Here is a 23,755-nt window from a genome sequence, read left to right as displayed (position 1 = left end):
CGGCGAATGAAGAAAATCGGTTTTTCCGGGACACTCGACCCGATCACCAACGGTCACATGTGGGTGATCGGCGAGGCGCGCTCGATCGCCGACGAGGTGGTGGTGTTCCTGTCCGAAAACTCGTCGAAGAAGCCCAAGTTCTCCGCCGAGGAGCGCAAGAGCATCATCGACCTGAGCTGCGCCGAGGAGGGCTGGGACAACGTCCAGGTGGTCATCGTCAAGGGCGACTACACGGCGCGCGCGGCCAAGAAGCACGGCGCCGACTGCCTCATCCGCGGCATCCGCACCACCGCCGACTTCGACTACGAGAACCTGATCCAGCAAACCAACGTCGACGTGCTGCAGGGCGCCAAGACCATCTTCGTCATGCCGCCGCGCGACCTCGGCTCGGTCAGTTCGAGCTTCGTCAAGGCGCTCGAGGGGCCGATCGGCTGGAACTGGATCATGAAGAAGTTCGTGCCCGGGCCGGCCTACCACGCCTGGGTGATGAGCTGGCTGCGCGCCGAGTGGGAGTCGCTGTGGGATTACGCCCACGCCGACGTGCCGGCCACCGCCCACGCCGACGAGTGGTTCGCCCGCCTGACCGGCGCCACGGCCTACGGCGGCGCGACGCGCCACTACCACAACCTCGACCACCTGGTGCACGGCCTGTGCGAGATCCGCGCCTGGGCCGCCAACACCGCCCCCGAGCCGCGCGACGTCGACATCGTCAAGCAGGCCTTCTGGTTCCACGACGCCATCTACGAGCACGGCGCCGACGGCCTGAGCAACGAGGAGGGCAGCGCCCAGTTGTGGCTGGGCAGCAGCCTGAGCCACGACATGGCCGACGCCGTCGAGCTGATCCGCGCCACCGACCACTTCCAGGAGCAGTCGATAGCCCACCGCCTCAAGCACATCATGCTCAGCGTCGACCTGGCCATTTTGGCGCAGGACGACGAGGTCTACCAGAACTACGCGCGCGGCATCCGCCAGGAGTTCGGCCACGTCGACGACGTCGAGTACGTGCAGCGGCGCTGCGGCGTGCTGCGCCACCTGTGCCGCAAGGCCGAGGCCGGCCTGCTGTTCGGCGACGCCTATTTTTCCGAGCACTACAACGAGCGGGCCATCGACAACATGCAGCGCGAAATGGCGCGGCTGGCCGGCTGATCTTTTCCAGGGAGCTTTCGATGACACCACGATCCATCGGTTGCGGCGCCGCCCTGCTGGGCGCCGCGCTGGTTGCCGGCGTGCTGGCGGCGGCGCCGGCGCGCGCCGAGACGCTCGACACGCCGTCCTTCACCATCGCCATCGAGCGCCACTGCGCCGAGGGCAACGTCAGTTGCGACAAGGTCGGCTACACCGGCACCAGCAAGAAGAACGGCAAGGCGATCCGCCTGAACGGCAAGACCATGCACACCCTGTGCGCCGACGGCGTCACGCCGTGCCGCTTCATCGGCTACGAGTTCAGGAACGGCAACGTCAACTACACCGTCACCGACGGCGGCGAGCTGACCGTCACGATCGGCCGCAAGCTGGTGCTGCAGGAACGCGGCGAGTGGAAGTAGCCGCCCGCAGCCAAGGTGGGGTCAGTGCCGACATTCGGACACGAACTCAACGATAGACAGTGCCATCGCGCCGGCTTACAGCTGAGCCTGTGTCCGAATGTCGGCACTGACCCCGGGGTATCCGGCAAGAAAAAATGCTATGATTCTTTGGGCAACATGACCTTTTGACTAAGGTTGTGCGCGGCACCGCTTGTTGCGGGTGCGAACCAATGGCAGTATTTTCATAGGATATTTCATGAGCTTCAGCACCACCTTGCGTTACCCCGCCGCGCTCGCCGCGCTTGCCATCGCCGCACTGGCCGTCCTGGCCGCCCCGGCCGCGCAGGCGCAGAACGGCTCCGGCCGCAAGAGCGCGTCGGAGAATATTTCGATCGGCACCATGTCGGTGATCGTCGCCCCGGCCGGCAGCGTGGTCGGCTCGATCCACGGCGGCCCGGCCGACGCCAGCACCGGCCTGGCGCTGGCCGGCGTCGGCAGCGCCTTCATCGTGCAGGGCGTGGTCCAGGGCGTCGGCGACACCGTCGAACTGATCATGACGGGTGTGGGCTCGTCGGCCAAGTTGTCGGTCAAGCTGGCCGGCAAGACGGTGAACGCGGTCGGCGTCTCCGTCGGCAGCACCGTGCAGGTGCTGTCCGAAACCACCGGCACCATCCTGGTGGCGTCCGGCAAGGTGCTGGCCTTCATCCCCAACGCGATCGGCGAGGCGCTGCTGTCGCAAGCCCGCGTGCCGGCCAACTGATGGCGGCCCGGATACGGCCGCTGGCCAGGATCTGCGGCGCGCTGGCGGTGGCCGCCGCGCTGTGCGTGGCGCCGGCCCGCGCCGGCCAGTCCTGCGAGGAGCGGCCGCTGTCGAGCGGCAGCCTGAGCGACGCGCTGGCCACCGGCCAGGCGGTGCAGACGGCCCTGAACGCCTCCGGCAGCGACATCGCCATCGTCGGCCGGCAGGGCCAGGACTTGTCCAAGTACGGCCTCAAGTACACCCACGTCGGCGTCGCCTACCGGGGCGACGCCAAGCAGCCGTGGCGGGTCTACGAGCTGCTCAACGACTGCGGCACGGCCAGCTCGGACCTGTGGATCGACGGCCTGGCCAACTTCTTTCTGGCCGACCCGTTCACCCTGGACGCGATCCTGATCGTCCCGCCGGAGAAGCTGCGCGCCAAGCTGGCCGAGCATCTGCGCGCGCCGGGCGTGCTGCGCGGCCTGCACGAGGCCAAGTACAACATGGTCGCCTATCCCTTCTCGACCAAGTACCAGAACTCCAACCAGTGGGTGCTGGAGCTGCTGGCGGCGGCCGAGGCCAGCGATGTGCGCATCCGCAGCCGCGAGCAGGCGCAGGCCTGGCTGAAGATGGCCGGCTACCAGCCGACGGAAATGCGCATCGGCCCGCTGACCCGCCTGGGCGGGCGCATCGTCAAGGCCAACGTGGCCTTCGACGACCATCCGAGCGCGCTGCGCTTCTCCGACCGCATCAACGCCGTGACGGTCGACTCCATCGTCGCCTTCGTGCGCCAGCGCGACGAGGGCTGGAGCTTCACCGAGATCAAGGGCCGCAAACCGTCGGCGCCTTAGTATCCCTGCGCCGCGCCGCCCGGCCGGCGCGCGCATTTGCTGCTCTGGCGGCGCGGCGACTCTGGTAAACTGGCGGCGTTGTCGGCTTTGTCCCAAGCCGGTCCGCCGTTACGCCGAGCGCGCCCCAGCAGGAGGCGCGCCGGGTCCGACGGCCCTGTGCGTGGCTGGAGTGGGAGGAAACCGACCGCAGTACCGTTTCCTAGCGCTGCCGTCCAGCAGGTCCGCGGAACATATAGAGGTGCGCCGTCGCAACCGGAGCTGGCCCCGTCGCCTTGCCGTCCGCCGCGCGGTCTGGTATCGCCATCCTATTTGTCCTCCCTCCTTGCCGGCCGGCGGCGACCCATCGCCGTTTCCAAAGGGATACCATGCCATATCTGCACACACTTGACGCCATCGTCAGCTCCACCATCGCCCCGGCCGCGCCGGCCACCGACCGCGATTCCGCCTTTCCGCGCGCCGCCATCACTGCGCTGGGCCAGGCCGGCCTGCTCGGCCTGATCAGCGCCAAGGAGGTCGGCGGCATGGGCCTGGGCCTGGCCGAGGCGGCCCAGGTGGTCGAGCGCATCGCCAAGGCCTGCCCGTCGACGGCGATGGTGGTGTGCATGCACTACAGCGCCACCACCGTGCTGGAGAAGTTCGCCGGCGAGCAACTGCGCCGCGACATCGCCGCCGGTCGCCACCTGAGCACCCTGGCCTGGTCCGACAGCGGCTCGCGCAGCCACTTCTGGGCGCCGGTCGGCACGGCGCGGCGCGACGGCGACGGCATCGTCGTCGACGGCAGCAAGACCATGGTCACCTCGGCGGCCGAGGCCGATTCCTACGTCTGGTCGACCGGCCCGGTCGACGGCGCCGGCGTCAGCACCTTGTGGCTGGTCGACAGCAAGACCGCCGGCCTGAGCGAGGCCAAGTTCTTCGACGGCCTGGGCCTGCGCGGCAACCGTTCCTCGCCGCTGACGGCGGGCGCCGTGCGCCTGCCGGCCTCGGCCATGCTGGGCGCCGACGGCGGCGCCTTCGACGTGATGATCGGCAACGTGCTGCCGGTGTTCGCCACCTTGATCGCCTCCTGCTCGCTGGGCCTGATGGACGCCTCGCTGGAGGCGGCCTGCGGCCACGTCGGCGCCAGCAAGTTCGAGCACCTGGGCAGCACCCTGGCCGATCTGCCCACCATCCGCGCCTACCTGGCGCGCGCCCGCATCCAGGCCGACATGGTGCGCACGCTGCGCGACGACACCGTCGCCGCGCTGGCCGCCGGCCGCGCCGACGCCATGCTGCGCGTGATGCAGGTCAAGGCCGCCGCCGCCGAGGCGGCGCTGGAGGTGACCGACACGGCGATGCGCGTCTGCGGCGGCGCCGCCTTCCGCAAGGACGTCGGCATCGAGCGCTACTTCCGCGACGCCCGCGCCGCCTCGGTGATGGCGCCGACCTCGGACGTGTTGTACGACTTCATCGGCAAGGCCGTCTGCGGCATGCCGGTGTTCGGGTAAGGGGGCGGCCATGACGATTAACACACCCCTGATGATGGGCGCGGTGGCCTACGCGCCCAAGGTCGTGACGATCTGGGAGGGCTTCAAGGAGTACTTCCGCCGCCACGGTTTCGAGTTCGACTACATCCTCTACTCGAACTACGAGCGCCAGGTCGAGGCGCAGTTCGACGGCAGCATCGCGCTGGCCTGGAACTCGCCGCTGGCCTGGGTGCGCGCCGAGCGCATGGCGCGCGCGCGCGGCCACTCGCTGCAAACGGTGGCGATGCGCGACAGCGATTGCGACCTGACCTCGGTGCTGGTGACGCGGGCCGACGCGCCCATCGCCACGCTGGCCGAGCTGGCCGGCAAGACGGTCGGCTTCGGCGCCATCGACTCGCCGCAGGCGCGCCTGATCCCGCTCGACCACCTGCGCCGCAACGGCCTGCTGGCCGGGCGCGACTTCACGGCGCGCCGCTTCGACGTGCTCGGCGGCAAGCACGGCGACCACATCGGCGGCGAGCGCGACGCCGCGCTGGCGCTGATGGCCGGCGAGATCGACGCCGCCTGGATGATCGACGGCAACCACATGGCCTTCTCGCGCGAGGGCGTGCTGCCGGCCGGCGCCAGCCGCATCCTGGCGCGCACCGAGGCCTTCGACCACTGCAACTTCACCGTCAGCCCGGGCGCGCCGTCGGCCGCCATCGGCCGCTTCACCGCGCTGCTGCTGGCGATGCGCTGGGACGACCCGGCGGTGCGGCCGCTGCTCGAACTGGAGGGCCTGAAGGCCTGGTTGCCGGGCCGCAGCAGCGGCTACGATGCGCTGGTGCGCGCCGTCGACGACGAGCGTTTCTACGACGCGGAAGGGAACATCATTGCAAGCGACTATCAATATTGAGGCGCTCGGCTTCGACGCCGGCGCCCACCTGCTGGTCAAGCACGCGCTGGCGGCCCTGCCGGCCGACGGCGCGCTGTGGGTGGTCGGCACGGCGCCGGACTGGGCCGGCCAGCTGGCCGCCTGGTGCCGCGCCCAGGGCCATCCCTGCCAGGCCGGCGAGCGCGACGGCAGCCCGGCCATGCGGGTACAACGCGGCGCGGCCGCCGCCGGACGCTGGCGCGGCGCGCTGAGCAGCGGCCACGCCGACCCGGCGCGCGAGGGCGCGCTGGCCGAGCAGGCCGACGCGCGCTGGGGCCTGGCGGCGCGCGGCGCCACGGTGGAGGCCGGTTCGCCGGCGCTGCAGTTCCGCCTCGACCGCAAGAGCGAGGTGTGGGCCGGCCGCGCCGCCGAGCTGTACGCCCAGGCCGCCGCCGCGCAGTGGGACCCGGAGACGGCGATCGACTGGGCGGCGCCGTTCGAGCTGCCCGACATGGTCGAGGACGCCGTCGTCCAGGTGCTGACCTATATGATCGAGAACGAGGAGGCGGCGCTGCTGGTGCCGGCGCGCTTCCTCGGCCAGCTGCATCCGCACTTCCGCGAGGTGCAGGCGGTGCTGGCGATCCAGGTGGCCGACGAGGCGCGCCACATCGAGGTGTTCACCCGCCGCCTGCGCCTGAAGGGGCGCGATCCGGCGCTGTCGACGGCCGGCGGCCAGGCCTCGCTGAAGACCTTGCTCGACGAGTCGGACTTTTCGGTGGCCGGTTTCCTGTTGTCGGTGCTGGGCGAGGGCAGCTTCGTCAGCCTGCTGCACTTCCTGCACGAGCACGCGCCGGACCCGGTGACGCGGCAGATCGCCCGCCTGGCGGCGCGCGACGAGGCGCGCCACGTCGCCTTCGGCATGACCCACCTGGCCTCGCGGCTGGAGGCCGAACCGGCCTTCCGCGACCGGCTGGCCAACGCGGTGCAGTCGCGCAACGACGCGCTGTCGACCACCTCGGGCTTGAACGAGGAGGTGTTCGACGCGCTGATCCTGCTGGCCGCGGGCGAGCTGAGCGCGCCGGCCATCGCCGCCGGCTATGTGAAGGTGCAGGGCTTGATGCGCGACATGGCCGAGGGCCGCCAGTCGCGCCTGGAACGGCTCGGCTTCCCCAAGGACGACGCGCAGCGCCTGTCGTCCCTGCACACGCGCAACTTCATGTGACGGCGTGACGCTTGGGGCGGGGCCGTCCGGCGCCGCCCCTTGTTGCCGCGCCGCCCATCCCGGGCGGCGCGCTTTTCCATCTACACTAGAGACTAGAAGCGGTTCCAGTTGTTGTGGCGGTGCTCGGTGGCCTCCTTCATCAGGTGGCCGGCGCGCAGCTCGTCCTTGGCGCTGTGGCTGTCGCCTTGCTGGACCACCATCGCCAGCTCCTGGATCGCCGGCGGGTATTCGTGCTCGGCCGCCTCCTCCAGCAACTTGCGGCCCTTGGCCGGGTCGCGCACCACGCCGCGTCCCTCGTTGTAGGCGTAGGACAGCAGGAACATGGCGTGGGCGTTGCCCTGGTCGCTGGCCAGGTCCAGCCATTTGGCGGCCTGCTCGTCGTCCTGGCGCACGCCGCTGCCGTTCTTGTACAGCAGGCCCAGCATCAACGCCGCGCGGGCGTGGTGTTGCAGCGCCGCCAGCTTGTACCAGGGCGCGGCGGCGGCCGGGTCGGCCGTCGCGCCGGCCACCTCGACGCGGTACAGCTCGCCCAGTTGGAAGGCGGCCTCGGCGTCGCCGGCCCGCGCCGCGCTCTCGAACAGGCGGATGGTCTCGGCGCGCTGCGCCGGTCGGCTGCGGTAGAGCATGCCCAGCTCGCGCTCGGCCACCGGCAGGCCCTGCTTGGCCCACTCGCGCAGGCGGCGCTCGGCGGCGGCGTCCTGGCGCTGGTTGGCCGTCATCGCCACCGTTTCGATCTGCGCCGAGCTGACCGCCTGCTCGGGCGTCTGGCAGGCCGCCAACACGCCGAAGGCGAGGGCGCCGGCCACCGTCAGGGCCAGGCGGGAAGGTTTGAGTATGCTCATGGTCTACCTCCAGAATGTCAAAAGCGGCGCGCCCCGTTTGCCGGGACGCGCCGTCGTCTGTTGCCGCGCGCGGCCGGCGAACCGGCCGCGCGCGGAGCCACTGTCTGTCTGCTTATTTACTAACTACTTGCTCAGGTCGACCGTGTACTTGGCGAAGCCGCTGGCGTCCAAACCGCCCTCGGCGGTGATCGCCTTGATGCCGCTGCTCTTGGCCAGCGCCAGGTGGCCGGGCTGCGAGCGCAAGATCACCGGGCCGGCCGTGGTGGTCTTGACGAAGCTCCAGCTCTGCGCGCTGCCGTTGCCGGCCAGCGTGACCTTGCCGCCGCCGGCCTTGGCGCCGAGCGCCGTCAGGTAGTTGCTGACCACGGTCTGGTTGGCGTCCGGCGACTTGATGATGGTCTTGCTGCCGTCGATGCCGGGCACCGCGCCGCCGCCGCCGGCGCGGTAGTCGTTGGTGGCGACGATGAAGTCGTCGGCGTCGCCGACCGGCTTGCCCAGGTAGGTCAGGTTGGCGATGCGGCTGCCGACCGGCTTGGTGACGTCGATCTGGTAGGTCAGCGCGTTGTTCTCGGCGTAGAACACGTCGTAGTTGTAGATCGTGCCGTAGCTCGGCACCAGGTCCTGCTCGGTGGTCTTGGCCGGGTCGATCTGGCCGAACTGCTTGGCCGCCGTCTCCAGCCAGGCCTTCAGGTCGACGCCTTTGATCTTCACCGCCTGCAGGTTGTTGTTGCCGTACAGGTAGAGGTCGCCCGGGTTGCGCACCTGCAGGCCGACCGGCGCCGCCGCGCTGGCGCCCGGCGCCACGTCGGTGAAGTCGGTCGGACCGTTGCGGCCGGCCTTGAACGGCGCGCTGCAGGAGATCACCGGAATGTTCTTGTAGCTGGCCAGGGTGGCGTCGCTGCTGCTGGCGATGAACTTCTTGACGTAGTCCAGCTGCGCCTGGTTGACCAGCTGGATCGCGCTGACGTCGCCGGCCAGCGCGAAGTAGGCCGACATCTCGAAGTCGGTGCTCACGCCCAGCGGCTGCTTGGCGTAGGCGATGGTGGCGGCGTGCTCGTTGGCCACCAGGGTGGCGATGGCCGGGTCGGCCTTGACCAGGGTGCTGCCGTCGGTGTACTTGAAGCCGCGCGACTCGACCGTGGTCTTGGCCGGCTGCACCACCCACTTGCCGGCGGTGTAGGCCAGGGTCAGCTTGATGATGCCCAGGCGGCGGCCCCAGCTTTGCGCCATGACAGTCGGCACGCCGTTGACGAAGCCGTTGACGGCGTCGACCTTGGCGCTGGCCGGGATGGCGGCGAAGGAGGCGTCGAGCGCGGCGGCGCCGGTCTCTTTACCTTTCGGGAAGATCAGGTGGGAGTGGCCGATCATCAGCGCGTCGATGCCGGTGGTCGACAGGTGGTAGCTGCCGTTCTCCATTTTCGGGCTGTAGGCACTGGTGTCGAGGCCGCCGTGCGACAGCGCGACGACCACGTCGGCGCCCTTGCCGCGCAGCTCGGGCACGTATTGTTTCGCCGCCTCGACGACGCCGCCGACGGCGACCTTGCCGGCCAGGTTCTTCTGGTCCCATTCGAGGATCTGCGGCGGCACGAAGCTCATGATGCCGATGTTCATTTTGACGTTGAGCTTGCTTCCGTCCGGCGCCACGGCGGCGAAGTCGCGCGCCAGCAGGGCGTATGGCGGCAGGATCGGCTTCTGGCTGGCCACGCCGGTGACGTTGCTCAGCACCAGGGGGAACTCGGGCGCGCCGCACTTGCCGGCCGGCTTGCTCACGCCGGGGATGGCGAAATCGGTGTTGGTGATCTGGCTGAGGAAGGGCAGGCCGTAGTTGAACTCGTGGTTGCCCATGCCGCCGCCGTCGTACTTGAGGGCGTTCATGGCCTTGTGCACCGCCAGCGTCGAGGCGCAGGGCAGCGGGGTGGTCAGCGCCTGCAGGTCGGCCAGCAGGGTGCCCTGGATGACGTCGCCGTCGTCGAGCAGCACGTTGTTCGGATTCTCGGCGCGCGCCGCCTGGATCAAGGTCGAGGTGCGCTCCAGGCCCAGGCTGGTGTCTTCGGCCAGCGCGTAGTAGTTGTAGCTCAGGACGTTGGTGTGCAGGTCGGTGGTCTCCATCAGCGCCAGGGTCACGGTGGTGCCCTCGGGGATGGCCGGCTTGGCCGCTTCCGGGGTGGTGGAGCTGCTGCCGCAGCCGACCAGGCCGATCGCGGCCAGGGCGGCGTACATTGCCTTGTTCATTTTCATCGAGTTTCCACGGTCCAAAAATCAAAGTGGCAACTCTACCTTGGCAAAATGACCGGACGATGACCGCGCGCGGAGGGACGCTGGGCTGGCGGAGCGATGGGCGATCTTGCCGGGAGGGGCGGTGCTTGATGGCTTGACGGGACGCCGGATGCTCCCTCAGCCCTCGACTTTTTCTGCCTCGCCACCGATCCGAGTCGGGCGGCCATCCTGCCATACCACGGCATACTGGCCAAGCCGTTGTTTCCGTTCGAGACTATTGGTGACCGCCTCCTGCAAGGCCTTCAACATGGCCTGTGCTTGTGGAGACGGCTTGGTGGTTGTAACGTTCATGGCTTTAATTCCTGAAGCAAAAGTTGATAATGCATCGCGTTAACAACATTGCGCTGTCCGCCAAACTGCTCGAACACGAGCTCAGGCACTGGCCCGCTGTTCATAAAACAGTGGCATGCATCCACCGAAAGACTAAAGTAGTTTAGCAAATTTCCCAAGCTGCGCGAAAACCGCCGTTCTATGTCGGCAGCGGGGATGTTATGGCCACCGTGGGCCACGCGCTCTGCGACGCGCAGATGGGACATTTCGCTGCTTGGCAAGGCCAGATAGATCAGCTCCACCCGCCAGCCGTCGGCACGCATTCGGTGCACCAATTTCAGATAGCTGCGGCCGGCCAGCGTCGTTTCAAACGCAAAATCCTTGCGTTGCCGTATGCAAGTCTCAATCTCTCGCAGTAACAGCCGGCCGGCGGCGACCAGTTCTCGCTCTGGCGCCAGTGGCGACAATCCGGCAGCAATCAAATCTGCGTTGATGAAGCGGCTACACTGGGCGACCTTGGGCAGGTAGCTTAACGCGAACGTTGTCTTGCCAGCACCATTTGGTCCCGCGACTATCCAGCATGTGGGCATTCTAGTCTCCCTTCTCTTTTAGCAGCGCGGTCGGTGTCTCAACGCTTTACACTGTTGCGACACCGACCGGCGCTGCTATGTGCTTGACAACGACCGTCGCCGCACGTCATAGACGCAATTTGCAATCATGTCGGCACAAGTCTCGCGCAGCGCAGGCAAAAGCGAACTGAATAATGCGATATCTCGACGTTCGCCAAAGTACAGAAGCGCTTCACACAGCAATGCCACGGCAGTTTCGTTAGCGCGGGAGCTTGCCCATTCGCCGACAATGGTCAGAAGGCTACTGCGCTTCCACAACTCCTCTTCTCGCCGTTCGAACCATTGATCAATCGAGAACCAGTGTCGATCATATTTGAGGTAGGATTTCGTCTCACCGTCGAGCGATGCAAACAATGTCTGCTTGTCTGATGTGCAGTGGCGGCGGTCGGTGCTAGCGATTAGCGGATCAAGATGCTTTTCGCGCCAGCTTAGCGCGTCCAAGCCGTTCGCCGCGTCGAAGAAGCTGCCGATGAGCATGTCGCCCCTCTCCATCTGCCTCATTTGGGCATAGTAAGGTTCAAGCGCCTTCAGTTGTGCAAGATCTATGACACCTGCGCGCCCTGTTGTCCGGATGCCCCAATGCCGGTCGATATGTTCCAGTATTTTCTCTGGTGTCGCACTATTGGATATCGCCGAACGTGCGAGAGCCACTGTTTCTTCGGTAGCGAGATAAAGCGCAGCATGGATAAATGACGGGCTAGTCTTTATACGATTCCAATTTCCGACAATTGTCTGCGTGGCGAATTCGTTATTTTCTTCCATGAGCAACTCGGCGAGAGTACGGTCAACATAAGTGTCCGCAACGGACGGATCAGCCCGGTGCTTATCCAGATAGTGCTGGACGTCCTCGTGCAGATTGATAAGGCCAACCCGTCGCGCGTGGAACCACCAATATTGTCCGCGTTCAGTACTCCAAATACGTTGCTTAAGCAGCGGTACTGCCAATTGATCTCCTGCCGCTAAGCGGGTCCTGAGCGCTGCGTCCGCTAGCACGGGATCGACTTCAAGCGTCGCAAGGTCGGCAAGGTCGTCGCGGGTCGGTGTCTGACACCAGATGAGGAAGGCAGTCTTCCGCTCGAACCTATTGATCCGTCGGTTGCGCCAGATCCGCTCGACCGCTGTACGGGACCGCGCACTAAGTGCGCGACCATGCTGTTCAGGGGACCATGTGCGTTCCAAGTCCTGCGCGAACAGGTTGACGCCGCCATTGAGTTCCGTTCGCCGGTAGATTTTCGCACCTTGTTGAACCGAATAGAGCACGGCGTCAGGCGTATCGATCCTAAGCAGGATGGAATTCAAGACATGATTGAGCTTGCGGTCGCGCTTCGCGCGCGCCACTAGGAAAGCGATTGTACTGGACTCCGCCTTACGGCTGAACGCCCATGGAAGCTCATAGCCTGCGATGTCCCAGCGCGGATTGTGGTCAGGTTCACCAGCGCTTTGTTTGACCTTGGTTGGCAATTCAGCCCAGATGTCGCACAGTGTGCCGGCCAAGGGGTGATCGATGGGCGGACAGCACCGTAGCGCCGCCCAAAGCCAGCCTACCGACAAGGACGTTCCGTCACCGCGTGCCCAGTGCGCAGCGAGGGCGTCGCAGAGAGTAGAGTCGCCAATTTCCCCCGCTAAGTTGAGTGCGCCTTCGAGCAGCTTGGGAGAAAAGTTGCCATTGCGGATTAACTCGGCGAGATCTGGAACGAAGTTGGCATGACGCGAGAGAGCGTGAGAGATTATGCGATCGCGCCAAGCGTCGTTCACGCCTGGCTCCGAATTCGCGCAGAGCGTCGCTCCTGCTTCGACGTTGCCATTGCGAACCAAGGCCTCAAGCCGCAGGAAACTGAACGGGAAGCGTTGCGCGAGATCGGCAGCGAACGCGGCGTCGGTACGCGCAAGATACTGCATTGCGTGATGTCGCTGTTGGCGGGCTGCTTCCACGTCGAAACCTGAAGATACAATCCATCCTTCTGCGGCTTCAACAAGTCGGCGACGATGTCCTTCATTGAGGCTAGTGCTTTGCAGAGCTGCAAACAGCGCGACCGGGTTGCGGTTTGCCGCTTCGCTAATGACAGTTTCGGGGAGCACCTCCAGTGCACCTCCGATCAACGCGGCGTAGAAAGGTTCTGTCCAAAGTTCAGTGGTGAGCCGATCGCTTCCAATTAACCGCTTCATAGCCTGAGTCAGTAAATAATCGCGAACGCGATCATGTCGATACACCAGCAACTCATCGTTGGAGCTTGTATCGAGACGGAGTATCCGCCCTTGGCTTATTAGGCGGCGGATCGCCGCCAGCGTGTCCCCCTCGTCGGCTAGCCATCTACGAATTTGGTGCCACGTGGGATAAATCGTTCGCGCCTCAACCATGCGTTCGGCAAGCTCATCCAGCGCGTACTGCAGATCACTTGAAAGAAGCCCATCGTCAGCAGCTTCGTTAATGTTTGCGGCCAAATAGGACTGGATCGCACCTTGTGGGCTGGGTGCTGACCAGTCGCTGTTAAGCCCGATGAGCAGCGGATCGTCACCGAGCGCCGTCGCGAGATCGTTGCACTGGAGGGCAGTGAATTCGACGCCAGCGCCGAGCGCCCGCGTCCTGACAGCTTCAACCGCTTCAGTGCGCTCGAACCGGTCGACCATGAAAGAATTGCGCAATACGCGTTTCCCCAGTTCCTTGTCCGCAAGACCGGCATTTCCCCGCCAGACAGGACATAGTATCCGCCATTGCCGCGCTAGCGCATCGCCATTCGTAACCGAGTTGATCGCGACCGACCAGCCAACGAGCCGCTCGATGATCCGACGGGGGTTCGTCGAACGGTTGACGTCCTCGACGATGAGCAGGATCGGCTGATCGGGAGTGGCGAGCGCAAGGGCCGCGTGACCGCATCCAAGATCGAGTGCTGGCGCCCAGTGACGCAGACCTAATGCGGTTGCCTGCTCAATAGTGGCCGCCTGCTCTATGCACTCGTGCGCTAGGACTATCGCTATTCCGCCTTGCGCGAACCATTCGTCGCCAAGGCGGCGAAGTGCAGTACTCTTTCCAAGGCCTGATTCTCCGATGACAAATCCGGCGCCACGACTCTGGCAAGTAAACTCCGCAAGGGCGGTTCCAAGCAAACGGGGAACGGTGTCGCCGCGTTCAACCAGTGGCAAGTACCCATCCAGGGATTGCCGCGAGATCGCACGGGCCTGCGATGCTGAAATGCGGACCGCTTCCGTTCCAAATTGCTCCTTACGCAGCCATTGGCCTTCAGGATTACGGTCGAGGAAATCCGCAATCCGCGATGCTGGCCATAGATCGACCCTCATTCCTTCACCAGCAGCTGCATGAACGTCGCGGATCAACTTCTCGTCCGGATCAAATGTGCTGGTTAGCACGAGCGTCGCATCCAGAACCGTGCCGCGAGAGACCTCTTGGCCAAAAATTATTTTAGCCTTGGCAATGTCGCCTTCCTTTTCGTCAAGCCATTTCCGCCGCAACCCATTGCGCGCAGTAATAGTATGTTGAACGAGCAGCAGCCTACGAGCTCCGCGATGGATGCGGATGTCAATGCCGTCCACGGGTGATCGAACGGTTCTACCGTTGACGTTCGTGCCTACGTGGAGTAGCGATGCGTAGGCAGGATCCGCTTCGCGCAATACTGCCGTGGCCAACGCCTCGAATTCGTCAGGAGAGTTGAGTTCACTCAGTTGCTTGCGGGTCTGGGTCAGGAGTGATGGCATTACGGCGCAATAGATAGTTGACGGTCACAGGTATGCGGGTGCTCGAAATCGGAAGGAATTTCGTTCGTATTCACCTGAATAAGCATACAGCAATCTTGTTCTCCAAAGGCAAGCCGTCAACATCTTGCCCATTCTTTCCAGCGACTCGTAATGGCTGATGAGCGATGTAATCTCCTACCTCCCGTATCCAAAAAGAAAACGCCCGCCACATCGCTGTGGCGGGCGTTCGGCCCAATCCGTCCCGCTCGGGACTCAGGCGCTTAGAACTTGACCCACAGGCGGCCGAAGTAGGAGGCGCCGTTCAGGCCGAACTGCACGCTCTCGTACTTGAAGCCGTTGTCGGTCTCGTCGACGTTCTGCGCGCTCGGCTTGGCGTTGAAGATGTTGCTGCCGCCGAAGGTGAACTTGGTGTTCTTGTTGATCGCGTAGGTGAAGCTCAGGTCGGCCGAGGTCTTGCCCTCGTAGTGCTGGTTGGGCACGCCGGCGGCGCTGCCGCTGAAGGTGCCCAGCGTCTGCGGACCGAAGTGGATGATCTTCAGGTCGGTCTCCAGCGCGCCGGTGACATAGTCGAAGCCCAGCGTGGCCTTCGAGCGCGGGCCGCCCTGCTCGATGTACAGGCGTTCCTTTTCCGACAGCAGGACATCCTCGTAGCCCTTCAGGCTGGCCGGGGCGTGGATGCCGGTGACCTCGGTCTTGCCCACGTTCAGGGCCAGGAAGGTGGTCAGCTTGTTGGCGCCGAAGTTGGTCTTGTGCGAGGCGGTCAGGTCCAGGCCCTGCGTCTTGGTGTCGACCGAGTTGACGAAGAACTGGGCCTGGTCGACGCCCAGCGCGGCCAGGCGGGCGCCCAGGGCGGGGTAGTTGTCGGCGTTGAAGCGACCCGACAGCACGATGCGGTCCTTGATCTTGATGTTGTACAGGTCGGCCGTGACCGAGATCGCCTGGCTCGGCGTCCAGGTGCCGCCCAGCGTGAAGCTGGTCGACTTCTCCTCCTTCAGCTTGGGCAGGCCGGCGGCGTTGGCGATGGCGCCGCCGTTCGGTGCCAGCACCACGTCGGTGGCGACGCCGCTGACGAAGTCGGTGAAGGTCGACGAAAAGTAGATCTGCTGCAGCGACGGGGCGCGGAAGCCGGTGCTGGCCGAGCCGCGCAGCAACACGCCGTCGGCGACGCGCACGCTGCCGGCCAGCTTGCCGGTGACGGTCGAGCCGAAGTCGCTGAAGTTTTCGTAGCGCACCGCGCCCTGCACCTTGACGGCGGCGGTCAGGTCGGCCTCGACGTCGAAGTAGGCGGCGCTGCTGTGGCGCTTGGCGTTGACGCGGTCGGCCGGCTGGAAGCCGGGGAAGCCCTGGCTGCCCGGCGCGCCGCCGAAGTTGACGCCGTCGGCGTCGATGTAGGAGCCGGCCTCGCCGGCGAAGATCTTGTACTCCTCGCTGCGGTACTCGGCGCCGAAGGCGATGTTCAGGCCGCTCAGGATGTCGCTGTAGAAGCGGTTGATGTCGACGTTGCTGGTCAGCTGCTGGAAGGAGAAGCCGCCGGCGTCGAAGCGGCTCGGGCTGATGCCCTTGCCGCCGGCCAGCAGGTCCTGGTTGGCGATCGAGGCGTTCATCGTGTTGCTGATGTTGTAGCGCATCTTGTTGTAGCCGTAGGTCTGCGAGACGTCGGCGTTCCATTCGCCCAGCTGGCTGCGGTGGCCGACGATGCCGTACTGGTCGCTGATGTCGCCGTTGATGAAGGGCACGTAGCCGTTCGGGTACATGGCCGCCGAGTTGCGGCGCGGGATGTCGTCGGAGCCGACGCCGGCGCGCGCGAAGGCGCCGCTGGAGGCGTCGCGGGTCTGCGCGCCGGCCGTGAAGTACAGCTTGCCGGTGGCGCTGGTGGGCAGCTCGCCGTTCAGGTACAGGGTCTTGTTCTTGCTTTCGGTGTCGCCGATGATGCGCGGATTGCCCGCCTCGGCGCGGTTGGAGCGGCCCCGGTCGAGGTACTCGCCGGTGATGCCGATCACGCCCTTGTTGCCAATCGCCAGGCCGCAGTAGGCCGAGGTCAGGTAGTTCTTGCCGTCGCCGGCCGAGTATTGGCTGAAGCCGGCCACCGCCTCGCAGCCCAGGCTCTTCTTCAGGCCGATGTCCATCACGCCGGCGATGGCGTCGGAGCCGTACTGGGCCGCCGCGCCGTCGCGCAGCACCTGCACGTCCTTGATGGCCAGCAGCGGGATCGAGTTCATGTCGGTGCCGGTGTTGCCGCGGTTGCGCGCACCGAACAGGTTGACCAGGGCGGTGGTGTGGCGGCGCTTGCCGTTGACCAGCACCAGGGTCTGGTCCGAACCGAGGCCGCGCAGCGCGGCCGAGTCGATCAGGTCGGCGCCGTCGGCGCCGCTTTGCCGCGTCGAGTTGAACGACGGCGAGATGTTGGTCAGCGTCTGCGACAGGTCGAAGTTGCCGCCCTGTTCGGCCGCCTTGTTCATTGGAATGACGTCGATCGGCGCCACGGTGTCGGTGGCCGAGCTGGTGGCGCGGCGCGAGCCGACCACGTTGATCGATTGCATCGCTTGGCTCGTCGCGGCTTCGCCGGCGGACTGGGCCATGGCTGCGGGCGCGAACGCCAGCGCGCTGCTGCCATACAGGCTGAGTAAGACGGCTTTACGTAAAGTTGTTGGTGTTAACACGTTGCGTCTCCCATGAAAAATTCGATTCTAGTCAGATTTGTCATGGAGACATACCAAAAGCTTATAGTGCGTGACAATTTTGCAAATGAATTGTGACAATTTTGCACAAGCTGTCGAGGCTGCTGAAAAACAGGGGTGGAATTACTACAAAAATCGTTCAACTTGGCAATTCGACGGCCCGCCCGGCGCGCCGTCGAGTCCGCCATTTCGGCCTCGCCGCCGATCAGCACCTGGTCGCCGGCGAGGCGGGTGCGCATCAGGCAGGGGCGGCCCAGCGTGGCACCTTGGTACAAGCTCCGTCCCTGGTTCAGGTGCACGGTGAGGGCGCCGGCGGCCACGCCGGTGGCGCTTTCCTCCACGGCCGGGGCGAGGTGGTTGAAGTTGCGGCCTTTGAAGGCACCGTCGGCGCGGCGGGTGTAGACATAGCAGCCGTTGACGCCGTGCGCGCGGCCCCAGGCGGTGATCGCCGCCAAGTCGGGCCGCAGTTGCGCCAGCAGGGCAGGCTCGGCCAATTCGAGCAGCAGCTTGGGACTGCCCACCGAGGCCACCACCGGCGCCGAGGCTAAGCGCAGCCCCGGTTGCTCCAGCAGCTGCGCCGGCAACCCGATGGCGATGGGCAGCGGCGCCACCGGTTGGCGCGCTAGGCCGATGTAGACCGCGCCGTCGCGCAGCTGGCCGCGCATGGCGGTGGCGACGCGCAGGTTCGGGCGCTCGGCCGACAGCAGCAGGCGCGCCGCCGCCAGCGAGGCGTGCAGGCACAACGGGCTGCGCGCGTGCGGGTAGACGAAGTCGAAGACGTAGGCGGGCGCGGCGTCGGGCGCTGTACCGACGGCGCCGCCGCCGGCTTCAATGGCATCGACGAAGACGCAGGCGGGCTTGTTGTGTTCGCTGGCGTAGCGCTGGTGCAGCTCGGCGTAGGCGGGGAAGCCGCGCATCACGAGGGAGGAGGGGGGGCGCCAGGGATGGTGCCGAAACACAATAATTCCTGGACGATGATGGTTATTTTTTCATTATTTATTTGCGGGACGCGCCAACTATAACGCAGGCTATCCGGTATTCGGCGCGGACTGGAGTAGGGCGCCCAGCTCGTCCGCTCGGTCGGCATCCTGTATGGGGAATAGAAAAGTTAAACTGTTCCTGAACATTTTCGTCGGGCGGGGCGCCTTCGGACGCGACACTGAATCACTTATTCAAACGATTGAACTTCGGCGTACCGGAATTTCCCTCCCATGGAACTCGTGGAACGGCGGCTACCATGCTGAGAGAGCATGGTTTTAGCCGTGACGTCGTTAGCCTGTTACTTTCGCAACAGGAAAGAAATCAAGTAATGGCGTCCTATCAGCATCATGAGCTGGAGCCAGATCGTCACAAGGCGCTTCAATTCCTTGCTGACCGGGTCGATGAATTAATGCTGAATTAATGAAATGCAAGGCGCTAGGGTAGGCGCTTTTAAGATCACTCAATGGTACTTTACTCTTCGATTGTTGAAAGCGGGTTTTGTTCCCTCTAACACATCGACGACGCGGCGATTTATGTTAGGATGTTCTATCGAGCCAGCAGTGTAAGTAATTTTTGACTTGTTTTTCCTGTCAAAAGTAGCCCAGATTATTTGCTCTGCATCACAGACGACAGCTAAGTTTGGATTATGAGTCACCATAATGACTTGCCGACGCCTCTTGGCTTCGGTCAAGACTGGAACAAGGAGACTTACGACGGTCTCGTTATCGAGATTTTCCTCTGGCTGATCCAGAATTATTGGATTTCTCCCCTTGTCAACAAGCAGATAGAAGATCAAAAGCAGTGCTCCTCGTTGCCCTGGTGAAAGTTGTTCGATAAGAGTGTCCTGGAATAGGAGTGAATATCGAGGCTCTAAGAAGTCCAATCCGAACAGCAAATCATAGACGTCGATGGCTTGTTTGTCTTTTCGAAGCATGGAAGATATTCCTCCCACCGTTTTTCCGCTGCTCTGCGCTGCCGCCGTAATCTTCTCATGAAGTTGTTTGACAAAATCTAAAGCACATTCTCTTTTGTTAAAATCGAATTGCTCCGCTAGTTTGCGAACTAGCTCGTACCCTGCGTCCTCCCCGCCCCGAAAATCCCCCGCATTCTGTTTGATGAGCCCGAATAGTGTATCTGCGAAAGGGTCAATAGAACCACCTAACGTAGCGCGAAACTGAAGTTTGTATTCATCGCGGATAAGGCTATTATTTTTAATAAGATGGTGAACCGGCTTAAATAAAGCTTCCCGCGATTGCCGCTGAGCGTTAAGCGTATCGAATATTTCAGTTGTCAATAAGGTCCGCTCTGACTGATATTCGGCTAATTTCTCAGGTAGCTCATCAATTTGTTTGACGCGCGCTTTTATTCCTTCCAAAGAATCCGGCGACTCCGGTGCACCTTTTAATTCAACAAGTTTTGCAGTCCATGTGGAGATTTCCTGCAAGTTCTGCTGGTAAAGAAGCTGCGGGGCATCGAGCTTGGCCTGAAGATCAGTTCGAAGTTTTTGTATGATTTCTTTTTCAATTGAAAGTTCGGCCAGCGATTTATTCTGGGTCGTCTGTTCCTCCACAAGACGAACAGAAGTATTATCCAACTCAGTAGTGTTTGTCGTGAATGCAACTACGTCATTCGGCAATAACCCAACAGTCAAGAAATCCTTTTCTGTCTCCTCAATAAACTGTTTGTGAGCTCGCTCAAGCATGCGCACGCGTTCGCGAATATTTTGAATAGATTTCGCCTTACCCGCCAAGGCGGTCATGGTAAGGGTGGATTGAACGTTGCTCTCGTCGATTTCTGTCAGCCGGATAGCTACCTTTTTTAGCTCATCGGTTGCGGTTTGTTGCTCGGGAGGGACGCTCGTGGATGGCGGATCAATGGTGACTGGCTTTAGCTTCTCATGTTCCTCGATTTGTCTTTCTTTCAACGCTTGTTGTTCTTCGAGCGTCTTACGAATTTCGGGTTGTAATTGTTGTTCACAGGTTACGATGGAGTGATTTATATCTCTAAGCTCTTTGCGAAACTCGTTGAGTTGCGAGCGATATCCTTTTTCCTGTGTGTCGATAAGCTGATCAAAGTCTAGAGCTCCCAAACGAATATCTTCTCCAGCATGGGAAAAAATAACAGCCCTAAGCTCATTTTCAAATGCATTTGACTTGCCGGATACGTGGGTGTTGCAGAGGTCTTCAAAATGCCCTTGCGGAATGTACCTAACTAGTTCAACTTTGTCGTCGGGAGCGTCATCATTTAACCCACGTAACTCTTCGCTTCCGTCAAGCCATTTCAAAATACCAATGAATTGTTTTGCCGGGTCGCCCGACTTTCCTCTAAATCTGTCTTTCTTAAGAAACGAAAAATGTGATTTTTGCCGAGAGTTGCCGAGAAGGGCCAAAACGTCCGCCAGTGCACTTTTTCCGCTGCCTTTATTTCCGATGATTGCAACAAGATCCGCGTTCAAGGGCAACGCCGTCCCATCGAGCCAAATGTCCGTGGTAGAAGCTATGCTAGTTTTATTTACGCAAATAGAGTCAATGAAGTACGTTTTATTTTTCTCTACTTCTAGCAATTTGGGTGGCCGTTCTCCAATAAATGAACGTTTGGCAGGCTCCATAATGGCTTGGCGTAATCCATCAAACGTTGGATCAGCTTTAATCCAAGTTGCCTTATTTGACGGAAAGTTTCCATACCCGCGTTTATCGTTGTCACCCTTTACTCCAAAAAAACGGTGCGCATCACTACCCGAGACTACTAGGCGAGGTGTGTTATTCAATCCTGCTTGGAAATTGATAAAGAATTTTGCGTTCTCAGGTGTCTCTTCGCCAACAAACGCTGAGCGAAGTACTAAGTTCCTGGATTCGAATATTGGTGAGCTTTTGAATAATCCGATAAAGTAAGCATAATGTTCATGCCATTTAACTTCGCTTAACCCATCGCTCGTGTCGTAAGGCATTAGACCAATTGCTAATCCTTTAGGTACTTTTGTGATCGCATCCTTGTACGAGTCGCAATTAATTTCTGCAATCGTCGAACCTGCCTTTAAAGCGACATCATCTTGATGATTCACAGAATCCTTATTAAAACCATGAACTTTTAGCTTGTCCGCGCCGACCTGTCGAGCTAAATCTCTTAACGCACTGTCCGATAATGGGCGGTTTACAATCTCGACAGTCAAGGCAGATTTGAAATCTGCGAGAGACTGTGTATCGACCTCGTTGGAAAAGATAACGTGAGCATTGAGCCGGATTGACGTAGGCGCAGCAAGACGAAGTTCAATGCCAGGGAAAACCGTCTTCAACAGTTCAGGAGCCCCCGGCTCGGCAAGTCGTTTTTGCAGTGCAAGCCAGCCATCAAATGTCCAGTAGTCCATCAACGCAAAAACTTGAGGTTCTGCGGCATTCATAGCGTGAATCATTTCGTCCACGAGCAATCGGTTTGCATCGCCATCACTGCCGAACCGAGCCCCATCCCAGTGAAAAGATGCGGGCGTATGAATATGGAGATCCCATTGCCTCCATTCAGAACCCCGGGTAAAAATTGTTTGCGTCATAGAAGTTACTCCCTCTCACTGGTGGCATTAGTATAAGCATTCGTGCCATGTTACCCTGCAATAGGCACGCTGTTGCACTTCTAGCGCGGAATAAAATCTCGTTATTGCAATAAAGATACAAAAGTGAAGCTATCATATGAGCAGGAGACAAAGATAGGTTGCCGATGTAGGGCAAAAATCTATCAAAATGCTTGTTAACTCTAGAGTCTTTTGCCGATTAAGGCACCATTTATCCTGCGGAAAATTCTGGTGCAACGGGAGGTTTTAAACCGTTTTCACTAAAATTTAGGCCAAATTATTTCGTCAAATAAGCAGCAAATTAGTCGATGGTCCGTGACGTGAAACAGTGTCAAGTCGTCATGGTCTTGCCGGCCAAGGAAGAATAGATAGGCTTTCTTGTTGGTCTTTTTCTCGGCTTCGGAAATGGCGTCTTTGCGAGCTACTTCAAGCTCGTTGCTAACGTAGGTGCGCTTCGATTTGCTCCAGCCACCCCAAGCCACCCTAACTCGATACGGCCGGACTAGCTTTTTGGCCTCGCGCTCCCCACCATCAAGAGATACTTCCAGGTAGTCGTCTGTTCGTAATGGCACAGACCATCGCATCGCCGCATAGAAGATTTTCTTGTCCGTGTAGGAAACGAGCTCGTCCCACTTTAGTTTCTTGAATACCTGTCCGTAGGTCTTCGCGTCAACTCCAGGCACGTTGAGGTCGAGATAACGGTCGTAGGGGTAGTTGATAAAGGTGCGGCTTATCGGGCGAATCGTGCCTGCAGAACGCTTTCGCTGGATGTCTGACGGGCCACTGTCTCGACCACGAGGCCCGCCACGGGTTCTTGGCGGGACCGGGTACTCGCCACCAGACCCACCATCGTCAACTACGCGGTCATCGACAAGGACAAGCTTTGAAGGGTAGGGCGCTGGGAAGCCGGTAAGTTTCGACCCCAATTTTTCCTGTCTGCCGCGGACGATGAGTTTCGCCTCCCCAGTAACGTCGCAGTCAGCGTTGTGGGTGGAGCGAAAGTATGGACGCACAACGTTCTCTGGCTGAAATGAAGCCGGAACTGCTTTCGCACCACAACCTCTGCAGATGTAGCGTTCCTTGTCCACGCTTTCAATCAACCAAAGCTGTTCAGCGTCGATGATTTCGCCAGTGACCATATCAATTGCAGATTCCATTTTAGCTCAATGATTAATTTCCATGCGGCAATATTAACAGCCCTGGAAAAAACGTGCATCCCAGAGGGGTATTTGCAATCAAATCTCCGCACGAGCAATATCGTCCTAGTATCTGGCCCACCTAGGCTTGGGGGGGGCGAATTGCTCAAGCAGCGATGCCAGGCGCCTTGATGCTCGGGGGATTGCCGGCCGTTCAGATTTTTTTCAGCGGCTGGGCTTTAGCCTCCGGTGCTCTAACCTTTTCAGGTGACTTCGCCTTAGGTGCTCTTGGCCGGCGAGGAGTATTGCGAACGCTCGGTGCCTTCGTTTGCTTGCCCAGTTTGCGGAAATCATCAGGAGCAGTTGCATCGATACCGATGACTCTCAGATATCTCGACCGGTCTTGGCCTTCGAGTTCTAGCGCCTTCGCTGAGAGAATCGCTAGTACGTCGTCGAAACCAATCTTCGAACCTGTAGACGGGTTTGTCCACGGCCTTCCTTTTGTCTGAAGAACGAGCACCAAGAATCCGGTCGTGGCGTTATGGTGCCGCATATATTGCCCGACAAGCTGGCGCTCGAGCGCTTCGATATAGTCGTCCACAGACCATCGCTCGGACATCTTCAGTTCGATGGAAGCGCGCCAATCGTTGCGGCTGCAAAGCACGTCTCTACGCTTGCTTTCTGCGGTATGCGACTCCACAGAAACGTAAGCGTCCGGCCACTACCGTCTTGAACGGGTACTTAATTTGACCGATGATAGCTTCACACCGCTGGGAAGCGGCGTGTTGTTCAGGCAGGGTTGATCTGCTGGAGGTAGTTCCACGGCAGGAACTCGTCAACGCGGTTGACGGGGTGGTCGGCGATCTGCGCCAGCACATGGCGCAACCAGGCTTCGGGGTCGACCCCGTTCAGCTTGGCGGTGCCGATCAGCGAGTAAATCGCGGCGGCCCGCTCGCCCCCGCTGTCGGCGCCGGCGAACAGGTAGTTGCGGCGACCGATGGCGATGCCACGCAGCGCG

Annotated in this window: 18 protein-coding genes; 7 read left to right on the top strand and 11 right to left on the bottom strand. The window is 61.7% G+C overall.

All coding sequences use genetic code 11. From position 1 onward, the window contains the following. Positions 1-6: 6 nt before the first annotated feature. From coaD to BM252_RS04565, 7 genes are all read left to right on the top strand, one after another. A complete protein-coding gene (coaD, locus tag BM252_RS04595; protein WP_093384314.1) occupies positions 7-1,146 on the top strand; it encodes a pantetheine-phosphate adenylyltransferase in 1,140 nt (379 codons plus the stop codon). Between the two features lie 20 nt (positions 1,147-1,166). Then, on the top strand, positions 1,167-1,544 hold the full coding sequence (locus BM252_RS04590; protein ID WP_245774093.1) for a hypothetical protein: 378 nt from the start codon (positions 1,167-1,169) through the stop codon (positions 1,542-1,544). Positions 1,545-1,779: 235 nt separating this feature from the next. After that, the gene (locus tag BM252_RS04585) at positions 1,780-2,283 is read left to right on the top strand and encodes a hypothetical protein (protein WP_139236300.1); all 504 of its coding nucleotides are present in this window, start codon (positions 1,780-1,782) and stop codon (positions 2,281-2,283) included. Beyond that, positions 2,283-3,113: a DUF2145 domain-containing protein gene (locus BM252_RS04580; protein ID WP_093384311.1), complete on the top strand. Its 831-nt coding sequence runs from the start codon at positions 2,283-2,285 to the stop codon at positions 3,111-3,113. Before BM252_RS04585 ends, BM252_RS04580 begins: the two co-directional genes overlap by 1 nt. 365 nt (positions 3,114-3,478) lie before the next feature. Then, positions 3,479-4,597 carry an acyl-CoA dehydrogenase family protein gene (locus BM252_RS04575; protein WP_093384309.1) on the top strand — a complete coding sequence of 373 codons (1,119 nt, stop codon included), beginning with the start codon at positions 3,479-3,481 and terminating at the stop codon, positions 4,595-4,597. Positions 4,598-4,607: 10 nt separating this feature from the next. Beyond that, positions 4,608-5,471: a phosphate/phosphite/phosphonate ABC transporter substrate-binding protein gene (locus BM252_RS04570; protein ID WP_093384308.1), complete on the top strand. Its 864-nt coding sequence runs from the start codon at positions 4,608-4,610 to the stop codon at positions 5,469-5,471. After that, positions 5,449-6,651 (top strand): ferritin-like domain-containing protein, encoded by a 1,203-nt coding sequence (locus BM252_RS04565; RefSeq protein ID WP_093384306.1) that lies wholly within the window; start codon positions 5,449-5,451, stop codon positions 6,649-6,651. Before BM252_RS04570 ends, BM252_RS04565 begins: the two co-directional genes overlap by 23 nt. A 92-nt stretch (positions 6,652-6,743) precedes the next feature. Here the strand turns inward: BM252_RS04565 and BM252_RS04560 are convergent, their stop codons facing one another. From BM252_RS04560 to BM252_RS04510, 11 genes are all read right to left on the bottom strand, one after another. Next, positions 6,744-7,493 carry a tetratricopeptide repeat protein gene (locus BM252_RS04560; RefSeq protein WP_093384304.1) on the bottom strand — a complete coding sequence of 250 codons (750 nt, stop codon included), beginning with the start codon at positions 7,491-7,493 and terminating at the stop codon, positions 6,744-6,746. A gap of 123 nt (positions 7,494-7,616) precedes the next feature. Then, positions 7,617-9,731: a bifunctional 2',3'-cyclic-nucleotide 2'-phosphodiesterase/3'-nucleotidase gene (locus BM252_RS04555; protein WP_093384301.1), complete on the bottom strand. Its 2,115-nt coding sequence runs from the start codon at positions 9,729-9,731 to the stop codon at positions 7,617-7,619. A 156-nt stretch (positions 9,732-9,887) separates the two neighbouring features. Next, positions 9,888-10,061 carry a hypothetical protein gene (locus BM252_RS30860; protein ID WP_174900419.1) on the bottom strand — a complete coding sequence of 58 codons (174 nt, stop codon included), beginning with the start codon at positions 10,059-10,061 and terminating at the stop codon, positions 9,888-9,890. Further along, positions 10,058-10,630: an ATPase gene (locus BM252_RS04550; protein ID WP_093384298.1), complete on the bottom strand. Its 573-nt coding sequence runs from the start codon at positions 10,628-10,630 to the stop codon at positions 10,058-10,060. Before BM252_RS04550 ends, BM252_RS30860 begins: the two co-directional genes overlap by 4 nt. Before the next feature lie 75 nt (positions 10,631-10,705). Next, positions 10,706-14,380 (bottom strand): NACHT domain-containing protein, encoded by a 3,675-nt coding sequence (locus tag BM252_RS29920; protein WP_139236298.1) that lies wholly within the window; start codon positions 14,378-14,380, stop codon positions 10,706-10,708. Positions 14,381-14,640: 260 nt separating this feature from the next. Next, on the bottom strand, positions 14,641-16,920 hold the full coding sequence (locus tag BM252_RS04540; protein WP_281249341.1) for a TonB-dependent receptor plug domain-containing protein: 2,280 nt from the start codon (positions 16,918-16,920) through the stop codon (positions 14,641-14,643). 113 nt (positions 16,921-17,033) lie between these two features. Further along, the gene (locus BM252_RS04535; protein ID WP_139236296.1) at positions 17,034-18,017 is read right to left on the bottom strand and encodes a PhzF family phenazine biosynthesis protein; all 984 of its coding nucleotides are present in this window, start codon (positions 18,015-18,017) and stop codon (positions 17,034-17,036) included. Between the two features lie 482 nt (positions 18,018-18,499). Then, positions 18,500-21,583, bottom strand: a complete 3,084-nt coding sequence (locus BM252_RS04525; protein WP_093384288.1) for a TrlF family AAA-like ATPase — start codon at positions 21,581-21,583, stop codon at positions 18,500-18,502. 278 nt (positions 21,584-21,861) lie between these two features. Continuing rightward, a complete protein-coding gene (locus tag BM252_RS04520; RefSeq protein ID WP_093384285.1) occupies positions 21,862-22,758 on the bottom strand; it encodes a competence protein CoiA family protein in 897 nt (298 codons plus the stop codon). 193 nt (positions 22,759-22,951) lie between these two features. After that, a complete protein-coding gene (locus BM252_RS04515) occupies positions 22,952-23,338 on the bottom strand; it encodes a hypothetical protein (RefSeq protein WP_174900418.1) in 387 nt (128 codons plus the stop codon). 188 nt (positions 23,339-23,526) lie between these two features. Further along, a partial coding sequence (locus tag BM252_RS04510) for a transposase domain-containing protein (protein ID WP_139236294.1) occupies positions 23,527-23,755 on the bottom strand: 229 nt, incomplete at its 5' end.

It is taken from the genome of Rugamonas rubra (genome assembly GCF_900114705.1).
Classification (GTDB): Bacteria; Pseudomonadota; Gammaproteobacteria; order Burkholderiales; family Burkholderiaceae_D; genus Rugamonas; species Rugamonas rubra.
This window is presented reverse-complemented; position numbering and strand designations above follow the sequence as displayed.

Excerpts from the sequence above, each read along its gene's own strand:
- BM252_RS04590 (WP_245774093.1), top strand. The coding sequence starts at position 1,167 with ATGACACCACGATCCATCGGTTGCGGCGCCGCCCTGCTGGGCGCCGCG.
- BM252_RS04560 (WP_093384304.1), bottom strand. The coding sequence starts at position 7,493 with ATGAGCATACTCAAACCTTCCCGCCTGGCCCTGACGGTGGCCGGCGCC.
- BM252_RS04540 (WP_281249341.1), bottom strand. The coding sequence starts at position 16,920 with ATGCAATCGATCAACGTGGTCGGCTCGCGCCGCGCCACCAGCTCGGCC.
- BM252_RS04585 (WP_139236300.1), top strand. The coding sequence starts at position 1,780 with ATGAGCTTCAGCACCACCTTGCGTTACCCCGCCGCGCTCGCCGCGCTT.
- BM252_RS30860 (WP_174900419.1), bottom strand. The coding sequence starts at position 10,061 with ATGAACGTTACAACCACCAAGCCGTCTCCACAAGCACAGGCCATGTTG.
- coaD (WP_093384314.1), top strand. The coding sequence starts at position 7 with ATGAAGAAAATCGGTTTTTCCGGGACACTCGACCCGATCACCAACGGT.
- BM252_RS04580 (WP_093384311.1), top strand. The coding sequence starts at position 2,283 with ATGGCGGCCCGGATACGGCCGCTGGCCAGGATCTGCGGCGCGCTGGCG.
- BM252_RS04525 (WP_093384288.1), bottom strand. The coding sequence starts at position 21,583 with ATGACGCAAACAATTTTTACCCGGGGTTCTGAATGGAGGCAATGGGAT.
- BM252_RS04570 (WP_093384308.1), top strand. The coding sequence starts at position 4,608 with ATGACGATTAACACACCCCTGATGATGGGCGCGGTGGCCTACGCGCCC.
- BM252_RS04550 (WP_093384298.1), bottom strand. The coding sequence starts at position 10,630 with ATGCCCACATGCTGGATAGTCGCGGGACCAAATGGTGCTGGCAAGACA.
- BM252_RS04575 (WP_093384309.1), top strand. The coding sequence starts at position 3,479 with ATGCCATATCTGCACACACTTGACGCCATCGTCAGCTCCACCATCGCC.
- BM252_RS29920 (WP_139236298.1), bottom strand. The coding sequence starts at position 14,380 with ATGCCATCACTCCTGACCCAGACCCGCAAGCAACTGAGTGAACTCAAC.
- BM252_RS04520 (WP_093384285.1), bottom strand. The coding sequence starts at position 22,758 with ATGGAATCTGCAATTGATATGGTCACTGGCGAAATCATCGACGCTGAA.
- BM252_RS04555 (WP_093384301.1), bottom strand. The coding sequence starts at position 9,731 with ATGAAAATGAACAAGGCAATGTACGCCGCCCTGGCCGCGATCGGCCTG.